The sequence below is a fragment of the Legionella resiliens genome (assembly GCF_021344005.1).
GTDB lineage: Bacteria > Pseudomonadota > Gammaproteobacteria > Legionellales > Legionellaceae > Legionella > Legionella resiliens.
The window spans coordinates 201,803-219,761 of the sequence record NZ_JAJTND010000003.1 but is presented as its reverse complement, the minus strand read 5'-3'; the positions used below and the strand labels follow the sequence as shown (position 1 = coordinate 219,761).

Sequence of the window (17,959 nt, the reverse complement as noted above, 5' to 3'; positions counted from 1 at the left end):
ATTGCCTACAATGATTTATTTGCAAACAAGGTGTTGATAAAACTGGATGGCTCGCTCAATCGCTATTGGAAAATAATAATGAATCCCGGGATTGGTTTTGCGTGCTTCCAGCCAGGCAATCGTTACGAGTTTTCTTGCCAGCATAAAATACGGGAGTAATCGAATATCGTCTGCTGACACGGGCATGGATTCATTGTAGCCATCCAATAAAGCATCTTTTAATTGATTAAACGACTTATGCTGATTGCCTTCGGATACATGTTCAAATGCACACAAAGCTACAGCCAAATCATCGTTATAAAATCCAAGCCCACAGTCATCAAAGTCAATAATCGCAAATTGGCCTTGATGCACCAGAATATTATTAGGCTGGGTATCTGAATGGATCACGCCGGTTTTGTCCGGATGTTTACTTTCCAAATCTTTTAAAAGCTCATAAACCATTCTTCTCGCTGCAGTGAGAAGCTGTTGTTCATGAGCAGATACATCAGAGAGTTGTTCAATATTATAAAATTTTGCTGTTTGCGCGCCAATCAAGCCATCTGCTCGCCAGTAATCACGGTGTTTCATCGAGAGACTTTGTCCACTCTGATGTAAGGTACCAATCAATTTACCTAAATTCCTGGCATATTGTTCGTTGATACTTCTCCATTTTGTCTTACCGGGTAACCATTCAAATAAGAGACAAAATCGGTTTGAAGGTATCACCTGATGGTGCACCTCAATGAAGTAGCGCTCAGAAATTGTTTTTACAGGTGCAGCCACAACAAGGTCTGTAGTTGCAAGAATATGATTTATCCACTGTATTTCTTCCTGAATCGCAGCATGTTGATGATGGCCATGGGGATTAACTCTTAATGCATAACGTTTATTTTGGCTGTCTGTAATTCTAAAAATTGCGTTAGCACTGTATTTTATCAATTCAATGTTATGGGGAATCAATGGATAGTGCTTCAGCGCTTCTATGGCCAAAGCCCTTAATCTCCTGGCCTGTGCTCGATAAGAAGCGTGTTCAAAAGGCATCGTAGTCATGATGTTCCAAAAGGCAGTGTTTTATAAGCAAATGCTTTCATTCTTCCTTACCTCAAGTGGTCACTACGCTCATTTCATGGTTTTGTTTTTTAGCAAAAGTAACGCTGAAGCAATCAGCAACATTCCACCCATAGCGATCAACCCGGCACTGGAAAGAATGGATAATAAGTTGGAACCAAAACCTGTGACCATCCAGGCAAATGCCATTACCGCACCGGATATTCCCATTACCCATCCTTGCGATTGCGTATCGACAGCATTAGAAAATAAAGTAAGTAAGCAGGCAAATGCCATAATATCAAAAGTTGCAATCACTACTGCTAAGGGCCATTGTAAAAGAGGATTGGAAATAACATACACGAGCAATTGTCCCAACCCTGTGAGAATAAGGGTAAATAAAGCAATATGGTGTACTTTATATCGATTCACACATAAAGGCATTCCAATCAGGATGCCGATAGCAAAACCTAAACCGATCATGCCTTGTACTGCACCCAATTGCCAGTTGGTGTAATGGTAAGCTGTTTTCATATGCACAATGATGAACTGAAAATAAAGGCTAAACCCCATTTGCATCAATAAAAACACCAATGCCAGAATACGGACCGAGCGATGCTGAAATGCTTCAATAAAAATTTGCACCGGGCGAAAAATGGATATTTTCTTATGCGATAAAGTTAACACAGTATCTTGATATCCAAGTTCTATCCATATCCAAGCAATAAAAGCCAGGAGCGCTGCCATTAAAAAAGGAGTAGTAAAAGTAAACCAAGGCAGTAATTGTTTATCCGACATGACCCCGCCAAGCAAGGGACCAAGAACCGAGCCAAAACTAAAACTCAGAGAAATCAAGCTCATATTCAATGCCTTGGTTTCAGGAGTACTTAAATCGGCAATAGAAGCTTGAGCTATAGGTTGACTACCAGCCATTAAACCGGAAAGGGCTCGCCCGATAAGTAATAAACTTAAGGAAGAAAAAGCAACCCCTACCCCCATTAACAGAAAACTGATGGTTATTCCTAACATACACAGCAGCAACACTTTTTTGCGCCCCCAAACATCGGATAAATCACCCATGAATGAGGTACCAAAAAACATGCATAAGGGATAGAGCATATAGCTTAATCCCAAATAAAAATGTTTCGCTGCCACACTCGCATCGGCATTCAATACAGGACTATGATCTGCTGTAAATATTGCCGTCATTACTGGATATACAAGCCCAAATCCTAAAGCATCAATGACCACTGCAAAAAAACAAGGAGCAGTTTTTCGAAACATAGTGACCCCTTTGAATTAAAGTAAATAGTTTTTACTATACTGATATTCCGAAAGTTTGTCTCATATTAAAGCCGAGGTAAAGCTTAAAGCCTAGGTAAAGCATCCTGTAACAGAGTAGCTATCGAGTCTAAAAGAGTCGATTCTTCGGGTAAAAAAATACCTTTTAATACTGGCGGCTGAACACAATAATAAACACTTATTTTTACCCGAGATCCATTCTTAACTCTAAATTCATTTTCCAATTGATAAGGCAATTTTTTTGCTTTGGGATCTGAATAAAACTCACCCCAAATGCTTTCTATTTTTGCTGCCATACACTCTGGAAATTGAAATGCAGCGGGCAATAAATTGACTGTTTTTGTGAGCAGCTCTTCAATGCTTAAGTCTCTAAGTGCAATTAAATTTGAAATCTGATAAAGACATTGCAGTTCTTTAACGCGTTCACCTAAATCGTAGGTCAATCTTTTTTGTTCTGTTTCCACCCTCTTCCTCGAGGTAATATTTCTTATTGTTTGTATCCAAGAATTAGGAAATGAAACCGAATCTATAGGGGACAAACTACATTCAAGCCACCCGCTCTTTCCGGTCTTCACTTCCTCAATGAATTTATCTTTTGAAAGAGTCAAATGAGAACACACTGGACATTCTTTCTGCTCTATAGACTTATTATGAAAAAGTGTGTGGGAAGATAAACCGACTAATTCTTCAGGTTTTAAATGGGCGATTGTGCCTGCAGCTTTGTTTGCTTGGTGGATAATACCTTCTGCATTAACTATTAACGTAGGATCTGGAATATTATCATAAGTAGTCGCAGCACGTGTCAGCATCGCAAAAGGTCGACGCAAAGTTTGTTCTACTAAAGCAACATAGATAAACCAAATTGAGAATATTTTTAATATTTGCCCCCCTACATGTTCTAAACCAAATAATCTTTTATAATCGGACAATGCCAAATCGGAAAATATCAGGGTAATCATGCTTAGGCTCATATAAAATAATAACTCTTTCGGTATCATTGCCCTCTCATACCAAAACAATATTAGTGCGATGATTAAAATTAGGATAACGCCCCATTCACAATAAAGTTTGAACCAAGTTACTCCATAATGATCAATATATGTCGTAGGAAAATGACCTGAAAAAATGGCGGTAAAAAGAATTAGGGTTATTAAAAAAAAGCCCAGATTCACTATCCAAATTCTCAACGTATGCCTGAAAAAATAAATGGAAAAAAGAAAAACCGCAGCCTGAAAAAAACGTGCAGCAATCCAAAGTTGAGTACCTAAATTACCTCCACCATGAGGCAATAAGCTTTTTTTATAAGCCAAAATATGCGCGATATCGATAAATGACCACCAACCGGCAGCCAGGGAAATAAAAATCACAAATTGATTTTTTGTGAAATGGGTGGTTGTAGCTGCTACGAGCATTGCAGTTAATCCGATAACCACCGAAAAAAATTCAGTAAGAGTATGAAAAACTAGAAGGTTGGTTTGATGCTCAGCTAAAATACAAATTAAGGATAGAAACAGGGGAATGCCATAAACTCGCCATAGTGGTGAGCGAATCGAGACATTCGCTGCATAGGATCCCCTATCGACACGCATACATGTCCTCCCCATTACGCATTGATTCCTCTTTATATAATTTTGAAATGAATTTAATTAATCTCATAGAAAATTTTATTTCCTCATTATAGTTGAATTAAACAAATCAGGGGTTGCAGCACATCCTGATTCAATCTAAGAAAATCCGAATATTGAAATAGGGCAAGAATCTACAGGTTTCGCTTGGCGACATTATATAGGTAAAGAGAGGTTAATCCCACAACCAATGCATTTTTATTTCATAATGGCCAAATAAATATCAATTTTAATTTTGATTTCATATTCCCTTAATTATTTATTGCTAAAATTGCCTAAATTTTAGTAATGATAATAGGGCTTAAAATGCAACAAAAATACCAATTCACAACAATGGGACAAAAGAAAGAGCGGAACACCGGGCACATAAGCGAACAAGGCACATCCCTCCCGCCAGAAAAAGCAGTCATGGAAGTTATGAAATTGATCTTGGATGGTTATACAGAAATTGAAGCAACGGCCTTGGTAGGAATGCAAACTACACCCATCACCAAAAAAAGTATTCTGAATGAACCCATTTATTATGCTTCTAGAGAAGAAATACAGCTTTTAAAAGAGCAAAGAGATCAAAGAAGGCGCACGCTAATGCCCTCAACACCCAATAACCATACTGAGCAACGAAGTACTATACAATCTGTATCTGCAGAAAGTGATCAGGAAGTGCCAACACCTAAAATTACTACTGAAAAACCATCGGTTCCTGCAAAAACAGAACGTAAAAAGAAAGTGACATGGAATGATGGAAAAACTGAGGATAAAATAGAAGAAGGTTATGTTACAGAAGGAACAGCGAGTTCTTTTAAAAAAGCAGTAGTGGAGGAAGATCTCAAAAAATTAGTCAGCCAAGGTTATACAGAAATTGAAGCAGCAGTTCTACTTGGGAAATCATCCATGCAAGTAGGATCATCATACGCACGCGGGAAAGAAATACCTGTATTTATATATTCTGATCCAATTTTTTATGCTTCTGCAGAAGAAATAGAACAACGTAAGCTTTTAAGAGAGAAATCAGCCTCCAAAGTAAAACCGTCAACATCAAACAGCAAAGCGGACCAGTTAATACAAAAAATCTTGTCTGAAGAAAAAACAGTAACGCCAACTACGATGACGTTACCCAAAGAGAGTACGCAATCTGCATCTTTGGAAAGCGAAAAGGAAAAAGGAAGTACTGTACATGTATCTTCAGTAAAGTCAGAAAAAGAAGAAAATCGATACAGCTTTTTCAGTTCAACGACTGTAGGAATAGCTGCCTTAGCCGTAGTTGCTACACTAGGAATCGTTGCATCAAGAAAATAGAAAAAAACTGCATTGAGATGCTGGTTTTAATATCCAACTGATTGGGTACGCCTGGGAGATTCACCCAGGCTATTCCATTGATTACGTATTAAAATAACCCTTTTTTAAGTCCGCTTCAAAATCGTTGGGCCAATTAGTCCGGTATAGGCCATATCGTTTTTTTATAGAATTCTTTTCAATTGTTATCCACACTTGCGTACTTACTATTTGGTGGGGATCATAACTTGAGCCATTCTCTATCGTGATTTTAAATTCATGGGCAGAGAACCCATTTCTCAGTAAAATATTTTGAAAATCTTTATGTATAACATCCTCTCCGTTATGCATTTTGTTTCCTTAAACTGATACTTCACTTAATTATAGTAGCTGGAAACCTGAGAATTTCTCCTATTTTTTTGATAAATATGCTTCTTAAATTCAAAACTTCCCACGAACTACGGCTCATTAAATGAAGTGATCCAAAATTTTTGCGACGAGTTTGTATTTTGGGGGACAGGAGTAACGACGATTGTTTGGACTAGAGGGGGACTAAATGGTCCAGAAGCTGTAGCCCATTGATAGGTAATTTTAAATTTCCAGGAGTTTTTACTTTGTGCGGTTTTTTTAATTTCATACGCAGTAATCCATGGGCTGGAAACTCCAGAAACCCAAGAAGGCCAACTGTCTTTAAATTTGCTTTTGAGTTCATCCGAAAACAACATAAATTGGATTGCGCCATTACGCTCTTTATTGGCTTTTGCAAATAAGGTTGCAACTTCATCCAACTTTTGCGGAGCCAGCGCCTTTTCCAACATGAAAATTCGTGCGGCATCTGATTCAGATTGCGACATATTTTCGGTCATACTATGTGCCGTAATGGAACACAAAATCATCAACCCGCTAAGTATGAAGTACACTTTTGACATTCTCATATTTTTCTCTTTATTAATGGAATGGATATGTTTCTATCTATCATTTTTATATGCTGACAGATAATCTGTTCTACTTGTTGTACGCATATTTTTTAAAGAGATCAATTAAAAGTTTTGCTGACGGTCCCACTTCTTGAGGTTGGTGATGCACTAAATAAACCGGATAGGTTCTTATGTTATTTTCTTCCATGTTCAATGGAAGAATGGGTAAATTTCGCGCTTCAACGATTTGCTGCGGTAACCAGGCAAAACCAATCCCATGCACCACACATTGAATCTTCATTTCTAAAGTGCTTACTTTCCAGTAAAATTCAGAGCCTAACCAACCTTCATTGCGTTTTTTATTGAGCCCAGAATCCTGAGCAATGAGGTAACGCTCATCATAAAGATCTTCGAGAGTAACCTGTTTTTGATGTAAGGGACTGTCTTTGTGAGCATAAGGAAGAAAATGAACATCCATTAACTTATTCCCTGTATAGCCTTCTGGAATTTTTGAAATAAGAGCCAACTCAGCTTCGCTATTAATTAATTGATCACTTGGTCCCGATAATAACCCTTGATTGATAATCAGTTTGGTATGTTTATTCTTTTGGCCAAACTCTTGCAGCACAGCCATCAATAAAGAAGAGGGTAAGAGTTCATCGATAGCGAGTCGCAATGATTTTTCATGGCCTGATTTTAAATTAAGTGCTGCATTTTCTAAATTTTTTGCCGCCCGGGTAACTTGCCGTGATCGCTTTAACACTTCCACACCTTGTTCAGTCAGCACCGCCCTACGCCCTTCAAGTTGTAGTAATTGCAAGCCGAGCATTTCCTGAAGTTTGGTTATCGTATAACTGATATTCGATTGACTTTTATGCAGTTTTATCGCTGCTTTAGCAAAGCTTCCTTCATCAATTACCGTTTGTAAGACGCGCCATTGTTCAAGAGTGACTTTAGTCATTATTTCCCCAAACTGAATACATCTAAAAATTAGATATATTTAGTCAAAATTATGCGCTTTTTTAATTTAAATAGCCATTTATAATCAATTTGTTTGATTAATAAGGAGCCCTAATGAACAAAATACTGTTATCACTCATTACCAGTGGTTTATTGATTCACTCAGTTTCCGGAATTGCAGGAGCAATTCAGGAGACCAACAAACACATCGTCTCGCAATTTTATCAAAAAGCATTGAATGAAAAGAACTTTGATGCGGCACAAAATTACCTGGGTGCCTGGTATATCCAGCATAATCCTATGGCTCAAGATGGGATTGAAGGTTTAAAAAATTACATTAACTATCTGAAAAGCACGTACCCGCAATCGCATAGTGAAATTAAACGTATTTTTGCTGAAGGAGATTATGTCATGGTGCATGTCCATTCTGTTTTAGAACCTGGCACTCAAGGACGAGCCATCGTGGATATCTTTCGTCTGGAAAACAATAAAATTTACGAGCATTGGGATGTTATTCAACCCATTCCTGCTGAGTCAGCCAATAGTAACGGAATGTTTTAGGAATCGCTCCTCATCTTCCCTGGCAAACATCTTCTCCTATAATGGGAGAAGGTGAAAACATAAGAAAATTACGAAATTTGACCACTGACAGAACCATTATATACACTTAATATGTGCCACTTATGGATTCCCGTTATGTCAAAACCATTTATCTCACAAATTCATCCTCCTGCATCATTTGTTGAACCCCCATTCTGGTTCATTTTTCACGGTGAAGACATTCTTTTACAGAACCATACCATACCTCAATTGAGCAATATTAACGCCCTCAATCTTTCTATTGAGCGGCAAATTTATTTAGGAACCTACGGCAATACGCCATGTTTTGCAGCGCAGATCAGCGCACAACCTTTCACATTACCTCCGAATATGGCTTTTCAGCATATTCGCCAAGCCCATGAACTTCTGCGCGATGAAGATTTGTTTTTACTTGTTTCCAAAGCAAAGCAACTCTTGCATTGGGATAATAGTACCCAGTTTTGTGGGTGTTGTGGCCATCAAACCCAATACAGTACTAAAGAACGCGCCAAAGTATGTCCAGTCTGTAATTCATTAATTTTCCCGCAAATTGCGCCTGTTATGATGGTATTAATCTGGCGGGATGATGAAATCTTGCTCGCACGTTCTCCTCATTTTATGCCTGGAATCTATAGCCTCTTGGCAGGTTTTGTAGAACCCGGAGAAATGCTGGAACAAACGGTTATGCGCGAAGTAAAAGAAGAAGTAAGTTTGAACATAAAAAACTTGCACTATTTTGCCTCTCAACCCTGGCCATTTCAAAGTAATTTAATGTTAGGATTTATTGCGGAATACGACAGCGGCGACATTCAAATCGATGCAACTGAAATTGAAGATGCCCAATGGTTCTCAATAAAAAACCTGCCTCAATTGCCCAAACCCATTAGCCTTTCGCGTCAAATGATCGATAAATATTTGGCAATGCGCCTTTAAAGTATAAGAATTCGTCTGTACCTTGTACGCGGATCCTTTCCATCGCAAAAGAAATGCACATAAAACAAACCAAAAGATATATAATAACGCACCTTATTAATTAAAAATACGAAAGAATATCAAATCATTACCAGGAAATTAAATGAAACCCCAAACAGAAATCCTCGAAAATCTGGGCTTATTGTATGAAAAGAATCAATTACCAACTATTGAGTCTTCTGTTGAACCCAATGGCGGGATTCTAAACCTTGATAAAGTTCTTGCGGATAATCCCGAATGTTGGGATACCATAGCAATAGGCTCATCTCAACTCGAAAAAAAAAGCAATAGTTCTTAAAACTGACTTAAGTGAAACCTCTGAAAATCTTTACCTCAAACAGCGCATTATTAAAAAATTAATCGAAGATAATTTTTCTGTATATTTTCCCACTAAAGAGGGATTAAAAAAAAATAGAGGATGTAGAGCAGGTTGCCCACATTCATGCTCAATATAGTGAACTGCCATCACAAGAAGCCGCTCAGTTAAAAAAATTAAATCTCATTCCCGATCGTGTTACTTTTTTAGATAGCCATGGATTCGATGATCTTTGTACAAAAATTTTAAACTTCCCCGATGCATTTTTTTATTTTATCAATTTTATCACCCTGGATTTGTATGAACTATTTACTGAGCTGGATTATTCTGAACTCGTTAATCGAATGTTTACCAGTGCAGTTGAATGGTCATTTGATACTCCTCCCAATATGGATAAAGATTGGCGAAAAAAATATATAAATTTTGTAAAAGAAATTTCCGAGCAGACGCAGCAAAAAAAACCGACACCCCAGTTTCAGCGCGTACTTATGCACAAAATCAAAGCTTATTCCCTCTTCCGAACCCACGAAATGTGATGAGAATAGCAGAGGAAGAACAAAACAGGCAGGAAGTATTGGTGTACTAAACTAATACCGCTTAAGCCTGGGTTGCAGCGCTTGTCTCTTGATCATACCTCGTCCTACGCCCCGCGGCTTGTCCGCGGGGTCCGGTATTTTAGCGCAGATCTTCTGGATACCGCGGACCAGCACGGGACGTGAGATGTAAAGTACACTATTTGTTAATAATGGTTAATCTATCAAAATTTCTAATCGAAACAGGAGATCTCTCCGGCGCGACTCCTGGTAACATCGAACTTCTTCTAATCCACGACTACACTTGAGTTATAAGCAGTGTAAAAAATGAGAGATCTAAAATGGACAAATCGAAATTTTTAAGCAAGGTGCTTGGAATTTATTTGATCATAGTCAGCTTAGCTATGTTTGCCAACCTGCAGCAATTTACCATTTATGTTCAAGAGTTACTTAAAGATGCCCCATTAATGCTTGTCACCGGCTTTTGGACTCTTATTATAGGATTGCTTATGGTTGTAACCCATAATGTTTGGCAATGGAACTGGCGGCTCTTAATTACCCTTATTGGCTGGATTATACTCCTGAAAGGGACAAGCATGATTTTTTATCCACATTATGTTGATAGAGCAACTCTTGTTTTTATGCAAGATACAAGTATGGCATACAGCGCAGCAGGGTTTGAGCTAATTCTTGGGATAATACTTAGTTACTTAGGCTTTAAACGTTAAATGGAAACAAGCCCTAGTCAATTTATAGATTATTAGGTTAAAGTATTATATCCGGTTTATTTTTCACGTAAGGGAATAGTAATGAAAATTTTAGCAAAATCACTTTTTTGTTCTGTCTTTTTGGCCAATATTGCTTTTGCTGATGATGTATCACAATTTAATACACAAATCCAAAATCAGTTAAAACAATTACAGGCACAACAACAACAGCAAACACAACAAATGAATGCTCAACTGCAAGCGCAAATTCAAAAAGTACAATCTGAGCTACAACAACAAATACAATCAGTGAATACCCAATTGCAGAATCAGATCAAAGCCGCTCAAAGCCAATTACAGACCCAAATACAAACTGTGAATTCACAGGTTCAGCTATTAGCAAGTAAACAAGGCATGCAACCAGCACCTGCCCCGTCTGCTCCAGAAAAACCAAAATAAAGCAGGTCACGTGTTATTCCCGCGAAAGCGGGAATCGTCTTTCGTTCGACCAATCTTACCCTTTCTCTTTTATATTTCTTCTTGGAATCTATTTAAGCAAAAAATGCATTAAAGGTATATAATTTAATAACCTAACTTAGAACAATAGAGATTCATTTACAAAGTCTAGAGGGAACGGGTGAGGGAACATGGCGAGACGTCAAATAGATTACCAAAAAGTGGCCCAGGCTGCAGAACATGTTAAAAAGCAAGGCCGCGAGCCATCGCTTACGAATGTATGTGAAGAATTAGGAATGATTACACCAACGCCTAACTTATCTATCCTTCTTGAAAAATGGTATCACGCCCAACCCGAATTCCAGCGTTCTATTAAAGCCCCCCTTTCAGAAAATATTAATGTAAAAACCCATGATATTCTTGAAAAAAATATAGAATTGGAAAAATCCCTATCCCTGTTACGTGCCACGCTTGAGTCCACCGCAGACGGTATCATGATGGTAAACGGCAAAGGACAAGTGGTCGATTGGAATCAAAAATTTGTAGAAATGTGGCGAATTCCTTCTCATATGCTGGAATCAGGTACCGAGAGTATTGGTTTTGAATATATTTTACAACAACTAAGCAATCCTGAAGCAGTAATTGCTGATGTGAAATATCTTTATGAAAATCCGGAATGGCAAGGAGAATTACCCGTTTTGCATTTTAAAGATGGACGAATTTTTGAACGGTTCACCCAACCACAGCGAATAGGCTCCGAAATTGTTGGAAGAGTATACAGTTTCAGGGATATAACTCAGAAATTGATGGAAGAAGATGAACTTCGCATTCGAGAGCGCGCCATAGAAGCAAGTACACATGGTGTTGCGATTCTTGATATTTCTAAACCTGATTTGCCTATTATTTATGTGAATAAAGCCTTTGAACGCATTACGGGATATAGTGAAAGACAGATATTAGGACAAAATCTTGCGTTTTTGCATGGAAGCAAGATAGAACATGTGAACCAGAAGCGGATAAACCTGGCAATAAAAGAGTTACGTGAAGAAACGGTAGAATTGGAAAGTTACCGGCGCAGTGGCGAAGTTTTTTGGGCTGAAGTAGGTGTTGCTCCTGTCAGAGATTCATTCGATAACGTGAGACATTATGTCTGTATTCTTAATGATGTCACTCAGCGTCGCGAACTGGAACAACAATTAATTCAACAAGCAACTCATGATTCGCTCACAGAATTACCCAATCGCGTTTTATTAATCGACCGTGTAGATCAAGCAATTTTACAAGCCAAGAAAAAAAGGGCCATATTAGCCTTTTTATTCCTTGATCTGGATCACTTCAAAATGACAAACGATACTTTGGGACATAACATTGGGGACAGGCTTTTGCAGGCCGTCTCTAACCGTTTGCTTCTTGCTACTGATGATTTTGATACCGTTTGTCGCTTAGGAGGCGATGAATTTGTTGTTTTGTTGCAGGACATTGCCACCGAAATGCAAGCAGAACAAAAAGCGGAAGAAATACTTACATCGATAGCCAAGCCCTTTCAGATTGATCAGCATAATTTAAAAATCACGGGCAGTATAGGGATAAGCTACTACCCTAAAGATGGCGATGGTTATGAATCTTTAATGAAGAGTGCTGATTTGTCGATGTATCATGCGAAAGATAACGGACGCAATACATATCGCACATATGATAAAGAAATGAACATGCGTGTCATTAATCGCATGCAACTTGACAATGCATTACGTGATTCGCTCAAGAGAAATGAATTCCATCTGGTGTATCAACCCTTCATTAATTTAACTACAAATAAAATTATTGGCTTCGAGGCATTGTTGCGTTGGCACAGCCATATTTTAGGAGATGTTCCTCCCAATGATTTTATAGGCATGGCTGAGGAGAATGGCTTAATTCTTGATATTGGCATGTGGGTTTTGCAAGAAGCATGCAGTCAGCTTGTACGCTGGCATCATCAAGGTTATGACCAACTCACTGTTGCGGTAAATATCTCTGGTCGTCAATTCCGTCAAGCGCATTTACCTGAGGTAATCGAAAAAATTCTTCTTGAAACAGGTTTACCTGCTAAATTTTTGGAATTGGAACTCACAGAAAGCTTACTTGTTGATAATGTAAAACATGCTGTTGAAACAATGTATGAATTGAAAGACATGGGAACAAAATTAGTGATTGATGATTTCGGTACTGGCTATTCCAGTTTATCCTATCTCAAGCAATTTCCTGTTGATAAATTAAAAATTGATCGTTCTTTTATCAGTGAGTTAGTCAATCGGGAAAATGATGCCGCGATCACAAAAGCAATTATCAATTTGGGTCATAGCTTAAATTTGGAAGTATTAGCTGAAGGAGTAGAAACAGAGTTACAACGAGACTTTATTATGCAGCATGGCTGTGACTACGCACAGGGCTATTATTTTGCAATGCCACAAAAAGCGGAAGAATTAAAAGATTTTATTATGCATCATATTTAAACCTAGAAAAATTTTCCTAACCTCGAGTTGGGATTTCCTATCCTTTTCACGAATTCTTTTCAAGTCGGTATGATTTTTGCTGTGAAAAAATTACGATGCGATGTATTTAGAGTGTTTTTATGTTGAATTGATTTTATTAAATAGAAACTCTTGTGTAACCGGTAGATTTTGCTTGAGTACAAGCTATCGCTGTTTCGAGAAGTTAGAAGTTTCCATGCAGTAAATGAATACAGCAGAAACAGCATAACGAAGGTTATAAAGAATTTTAATGCAGTCGTAGTAATTGTCTGTCGCCTGAATGTAGTGAATAGAATGGGTCTTGAGGATTTTGTAACTCAAACTCGGGTTAAATCCCTGCTTCATTTAAGGCTGCAATCGTTCTAAGGAGACTGGAATGAAAGAGGTAACCATTGTTGGTTCGGGTTTGGCAGGGAGCTTACTCGCCCTCTATTTGGCAAAAAGAGGATATAAACTTGAATTATTTGATGCACGGCCAGATCTTAGGGCCATGCGTACAGATGATGGGCGTTCAATTAACCTGGCTTTGTCCTGTCGCGGCATTACCGGCATGGCAGGTGTAGGCATCATGCCGCAGGTGAAAAAACTTATGGTTCCCATGCGTGCTCGTGCGATTCATGAAATGCAGGGGCAGATTAAATTTCAATCTTTTGGCCGACATCAAAATGAATACATTAATGCAATTCAACGTAATGATCTCAATAAGTTATTGCTAAATGAAGCAGAAAAATATCCTAAAGTTAAACTCAATTTCAGCACGAAACTCATCGATTTGAATGTCGATAAAAAAATCGTCCTCTTTAAATTACCTGATGGCACCATTTTAAAACGAAACTATGAACTTCTAATTGGGGCTGATGGGGCAGGTTCTGCAGTGCGTGAACAACTTCATACAAATCACTTAGTGCATGCATCACGTACTTACTTGCCTTATGGATATAAAGAGCTCTCAATTGGTGAGCCTGCTCAAAATCATCTTATTCATGAACATTTACACCTCTGGCCAAGGGATGCCTTTTTGTTGTTAGGCAATCCTAATCTTAATCACTCAATTACAGGCTCCTTATTCTTGCCTTATGAGGGAAAAAATGGCTTTGCAGAATTGGATAATGAGTTGAAAATTAAAGCTTTTTTTAAAAAAACATTCCCAGATGCATATGCTGAAATGCCCAACTTAATTGAAGAGTTTACCCAACATCCTACAGGTAATATGAGTACTATAAAATGCGATCCATGGTATTACCAGGATCAATGCCTGTTAATCGGAGATGCCGCGCATGGAGTTGTACCCTTTTTTGGTCAAGGCATGAATAGTGCGTTTGAAGATTGTCGTATTTTAAACGAGCTTTTAGATAAATATCATGATGATTGGAAGAAGGTAATGCCCGCTTTCTATCAATCAAGGAAAGTAAATACTGATGCAGTGGCGCAAATGTCTATGGATAACTTCCATGAAATTCAAGTCGACATCAGAGATAGACGATTCAACTTAAAAAAACAACTGGAGCTCGAATTAATGCATCGGTATCCAGAAGATTATATTTCAAAGCATGTTTTGGTAATGTTTACTAATACTCCTTATGCTGAAGCACAAGCACACGGGGAGTTACAAACGAAGTTTTTAAATAAAATATCTGACCAAGTGGAGCGAATTGAAGAGATAGATTGGACTAAAGTAGAGAAAGAACTTAAACAATATGACAAAAAATTGGCTAAATTGATTTGAATTTTAAAATAGGCAAAAAATTCAAGGGGTTACTTTGTCAAAAATTTGACACACGGGGTATTTTTTGCGCATTTTTTATTGGCAGATCACGCTTTTTTTCTATGAAAAAAAGCAAAAATATCCTTTTTTCATAGTTTTTGCGAGAAATAAAGAGGAAAAAGTTGGTATGCGTCATGCATTGTTCAAAGTGTCCAACAAAATTCTCATGGAGATGGCTATGAAAATCATACAAGATTATATTGATTCCAAACAACAAGAATTCATGAATCATCCTTTTTTTGAAATACTTGAACAATTGAAAAGTTTAAAAGAATTGAGTTACTTTGTTCCAGAACTTACTTTTTGGGCTATGACCTTCCAAGATATTCTAAGAATCAACGAAGAACGAGTGACTGACCCATACTTAAGAAAAGTTGCCCGTCATCACAGGCTCGAAGATGCAGGCCATGAAAAATGGTTTCTACATGATAAAAAATATATGGGGGCAGTGAATATCGATTCAGTGAATGATACGAACGATGTAAGTTGGCTCTACAGCAAAGAAACCCAACTCACTCGCGATGCTGCTTATGCTATTTTAGCCGAGGTTTATAAAGCAAATGATGAAATTCTGAATATTGTTCTCCTTTTAACTATTGAATCATCCGGACACGTTTTCTTTGAAAAAGTTTCAAAACAAGTGAAAAAAACTGGGGAAGATAAAAACCTTCAATATTTCTCCACATCACATTTGGAAGTAGAAATGGCTCATGCCTTGTTCGAAGAAGAAATGGAGCGCTCTTTGTTTTCAAGACAAATAGCAGTCCATACTCGACGCGAAGCATTAAAATTGGTTGACCGTTGTTATGATGCGTTTAACAAAATGTTCGATGGCTTGATTATTGCTTGTAATCGAAGACTTGAATTGGCAAAACAAAGGAATCAGCAAGATGCGGCAAACAAAGAACCAGTGGAGCTTATCTCAAATAAAGCAGTGTAAGAAAAAGTTTGGACAAGCGATGCTCAGTGATGAGCATTCGCTTGTTTTTTTTCGTGAAGATTTTGGCAAGTTGATTCATTCCGCTCCGGTAGCTGTTTTTGAACCCGAGACTACTGAGGAGGCGCAATCATTCATTCACCATGCTCATGAAAATCAATTACCGGTAACGCTTCGCGGCAATGGCATGAGCCAAAGCGGCCAATCGCTTGCAGTTCCCGGTGGGGTGATCCTCAATATGAAGCACTTCGATCATGCATCGGAAGCTGATTCAGAGTCCATTTGGGTAGAAGCAAATACTTCCTGGGCTGCTTTATTGGATAATTCGTTAAAGCAATCTCTCATTCCTTACGTAGTACCTCATAATTGTAATTTATCAGTGGGCGGCGTGCTCTCTGCAGGAGGGATGGGTGCCTCATCATGTAAATACGGTAGTGTAATTGCCCATGTCAAAGCCTTGGAGGTATTGAAAGCTAACGGAGAATTGGTAAAAGCAGACGAACAATCTTCTTTAATGCACGCATGCTTGGGTGGACAAGGACGTTTTGGTCTGATTACCAAAGCCTGCATTGCCTTAAGACCTTGTTTAAATAATGTCAGGACCTTCTTCTTGATCTATTTGGATAAAGACGAATGGCTTAATGATTTGCGTTTATGTCAAACAAAAGCAGATTATGTAGAATCATTTTGCACCCCCGCCCTACAAGGCGCGAAGTTATCCGGAAAAGGGAGATTGCCTTTTGCCCAATGGTTTTATTCCATTCATGTAGCTCTAGAGCATGATACTCTGCCACCTGATTTTCATGATTTGGGGTTAAAGCCCTGGCGTTTACTCCATACCCAGGATGAATCAATCCACTCTTATTTACATCGTCATGATTCTCGTTTTAATGCAATGAAAATGACCGGGCAATGGGAATTGCAACATCCGTGGTATGAGTGTTTTATACCCGGTTCACAATTAAATAATCTGGAAGAGTTATTAGCAGCTTTGCCTTTACACTACGCTACAGTAGTACATCTCGCACAGATCGCGTCCCATCCTCCTGTTGGTTTTTTACAACTTCCTAAAGACAAAAATATTTTCGCCCTCATGATCCTTAATCCCGGCTTACCTAATGCATTGATTCCGAGTTGTTTAGAAACAATTAAACAACTGGACGCGCTGTTTTTACCCCAAGGCGGCAAGCGTTATCTTTCCGGATATTTAGGAGACGCTCCAGATAAAAAATTTTGGCAAAAACATTTCGAAGAGCAATACGCTGATTGGCTTAAACTAAAGGAACTCTATGATCCGCACAATATTTTTTGCTCTATGTTACATCATGATTAGTGTAGCAGTGCAGGGAAACTCGAGTTCCACGTGTCAGTTTTATCTTTTTATTCCCACCGCCTTATTCCCACGCCTTATTCCCACGTCCCGCGGCTTGTCCGCGGGATCCAGGACGTTTGCAATAAAAACTGGATCCCGCGGACAAGCCGCGGGACGTAGTGCACTATTGATTGAATAATGACTCAGACTATAGTTTTAACTCATTCGCCCACTTTAAAAGCGATATCCCAGATATAGCCAAAAGGATCTCTAAGGCGAGCTTTTTTATCACCCCAAAATTCTATGTGTGGTTCTTCCATTGATTTACACCCTTTTTGTAATGCCTTAGTGTAAATTTTTTCTACATCATCAACATAGATATAAAAGATAAATGGTGGAGTGGTATTCGTTTCCACAGGAGATTTACCATCAAAGTTAAATGCACCTTCCTGATTTAATGTGAAATTTGTTCCTCGATAACGCATTCGCGCAAAAACAACTTGCCCCGCTTCGTCAGGTAATTCAAAAATTGGCACAATACCAAAAACTTCTGCATAAAAATTCATTGCTTTTTTTACATCCGCAACCACTAACATGGCTGTTAACCAATTTAATCCGGGCCAAGGATGTGGCCTATCATTCACATTATCAAACCAATTCAACTGCGAAAATGAAATAGTTGTCATAAAAATCCTCTGTAAAAAACTAAATTTTAGTTTAAATGCAATTAATCACCCAATTAAATCCTATAGAAAGAGCTGTGCAGA

The 17,959-nt window shown here is 38.3% G+C and carries 17 protein-coding genes; 10 read left to right on the top strand and 7 right to left on the bottom strand.

All coding sequences use genetic code 11. The features are described from left to right. Window positions 1-15 precede the first annotated feature (15 nt). From LXO92_RS04625 to LXO92_RS04615, 3 genes are all read right to left on the bottom strand, one after another. A complete protein-coding gene (locus LXO92_RS04625; RefSeq protein ID WP_182351548.1) occupies window positions 16-1,032 on the bottom strand; it encodes a phosphotransferase enzyme family protein in 1,017 nt (338 codons plus the stop codon). Window positions 1,033-1,101: 69 nt separating this feature from the next. Next, a complete protein-coding gene (locus LXO92_RS04620) occupies window positions 1,102-2,313 on the bottom strand; it encodes an MFS transporter (RefSeq protein ID WP_232890457.1) in 1,212 nt (403 codons plus the stop codon). 83 nt (window positions 2,314-2,396) lie between these two features. Further along, a complete protein-coding gene (locus LXO92_RS04615; protein WP_232890456.1) occupies window positions 2,397-3,920 on the bottom strand; it encodes an MASE3 domain-containing protein in 1,524 nt (507 codons plus the stop codon). A gap of 342 nt (window positions 3,921-4,262) precedes the next feature. Here LXO92_RS04615 and LXO92_RS04610 point away from each other — a divergent pair, with 342 nt between their 5' ends. Further along, window positions 4,263-5,252, top strand: coding sequence for a hypothetical protein (locus tag LXO92_RS04610; RefSeq protein ID WP_232890455.1), 990 nt, complete (start codon window positions 4,263-4,265; stop codon window positions 5,250-5,252). Between the two features lie 81 nt (window positions 5,253-5,333). Here LXO92_RS04610 and LXO92_RS04605 read toward each other — a convergent pair whose 3' ends face one another. From LXO92_RS04605 to LXO92_RS04595, 3 genes are all read right to left on the bottom strand, one after another. Next, the gene (locus tag LXO92_RS04605; protein ID WP_232890454.1) at window positions 5,334-5,579 is read right to left on the bottom strand and encodes a hypothetical protein; all 246 of its coding nucleotides are present in this window, start codon (window positions 5,577-5,579) and stop codon (window positions 5,334-5,336) included. A gap of 107 nt (window positions 5,580-5,686) precedes the next feature. After that, window positions 5,687-6,163: a hypothetical protein gene (locus LXO92_RS04600; protein ID WP_232890453.1), complete on the bottom strand. Its 477-nt coding sequence runs from the start codon at window positions 6,161-6,163 to the stop codon at window positions 5,687-5,689. A gap of 70 nt (window positions 6,164-6,233) precedes the next feature. After that, window positions 6,234-7,106 (bottom strand): LysR family transcriptional regulator, encoded by an 873-nt coding sequence (locus LXO92_RS04595; protein ID WP_182351543.1) that lies wholly within the window; start codon window positions 7,104-7,106, stop codon window positions 6,234-6,236. Window positions 7,107-7,219: 113 nt separating this feature from the next. On the opposite strand from LXO92_RS04595, the gene LXO92_RS04590 reads away from it, so the two are divergent. The 9 genes from LXO92_RS04590 (at window position 7,220) to LXO92_RS04550 (ending at window position 17,213) form a co-directional block, all read left to right on the top strand. Continuing rightward, on the top strand, window positions 7,220-7,666 hold the full coding sequence (locus tag LXO92_RS04590; protein WP_182351542.1) for a nuclear transport factor 2 family protein: 447 nt from the start codon (window positions 7,220-7,222) through the stop codon (window positions 7,664-7,666). A gap of 135 nt (window positions 7,667-7,801) precedes the next feature. Then, window positions 7,802-8,617: an NAD(+) diphosphatase gene (gene nudC / locus LXO92_RS04585; protein WP_182351541.1), complete on the top strand. Its 816-nt coding sequence runs from the start codon at window positions 7,802-7,804 to the stop codon at window positions 8,615-8,617. Between the two features lie 142 nt (window positions 8,618-8,759). Further along, window positions 8,760-8,954, top strand: coding sequence for a hypothetical protein (locus LXO92_RS04580; protein ID WP_232890452.1), 195 nt, complete (start codon window positions 8,760-8,762; stop codon window positions 8,952-8,954). An 892-nt stretch (window positions 8,955-9,846) separates the two neighbouring features. Further along, window positions 9,847-10,233 carry a hypothetical protein gene (locus LXO92_RS04575; RefSeq protein WP_232890451.1) on the top strand — a complete coding sequence of 129 codons (387 nt, stop codon included), beginning with the start codon at window positions 9,847-9,849 and terminating at the stop codon, window positions 10,231-10,233. A gap of 81 nt (window positions 10,234-10,314) precedes the next feature. Further along, complete coding sequence (locus tag LXO92_RS04570) at window positions 10,315-10,671, top strand: hypothetical protein (RefSeq protein WP_182351538.1); 357 nt, start codon at window positions 10,315-10,317, stop codon at window positions 10,669-10,671. Window positions 10,672-10,859: 188 nt separating this feature from the next. Continuing rightward, a complete protein-coding gene (locus LXO92_RS04565) occupies window positions 10,860-13,160 on the top strand; it encodes a bifunctional diguanylate cyclase/phosphodiesterase (protein ID WP_182351537.1) in 2,301 nt (766 codons plus the stop codon). A gap of 394 nt (window positions 13,161-13,554) precedes the next feature. Then, on the top strand, window positions 13,555-14,904 hold the full coding sequence (locus tag LXO92_RS04560) for an FAD-dependent oxidoreductase (protein WP_182351536.1): 1,350 nt from the start codon (window positions 13,555-13,557) through the stop codon (window positions 14,902-14,904). 217 nt (window positions 14,905-15,121) lie between these two features. Next, window positions 15,122-15,883 carry a hypothetical protein gene (locus LXO92_RS04555; RefSeq protein ID WP_182351535.1) on the top strand — a complete coding sequence of 254 codons (762 nt, stop codon included), beginning with the start codon at window positions 15,122-15,124 and terminating at the stop codon, window positions 15,881-15,883. Then, window positions 15,834-17,213, top strand: coding sequence for an FAD-binding protein (locus tag LXO92_RS04550; protein WP_182351534.1), 1,380 nt, complete (start codon window positions 15,834-15,836; stop codon window positions 17,211-17,213). The genes LXO92_RS04555 and LXO92_RS04550 overlap by 50 nt, the downstream gene beginning before the upstream one ends. 200 nt (window positions 17,214-17,413) lie before the next feature. Here the strand turns inward: LXO92_RS04550 and LXO92_RS04545 are convergent, their stop codons facing one another. Then, a complete protein-coding gene (locus LXO92_RS04545) occupies window positions 17,414-17,878 on the bottom strand; it encodes a VOC family protein (RefSeq protein ID WP_182351533.1) in 465 nt (154 codons plus the stop codon). Window positions 17,879-17,959 lie beyond the last annotated feature (81 nt).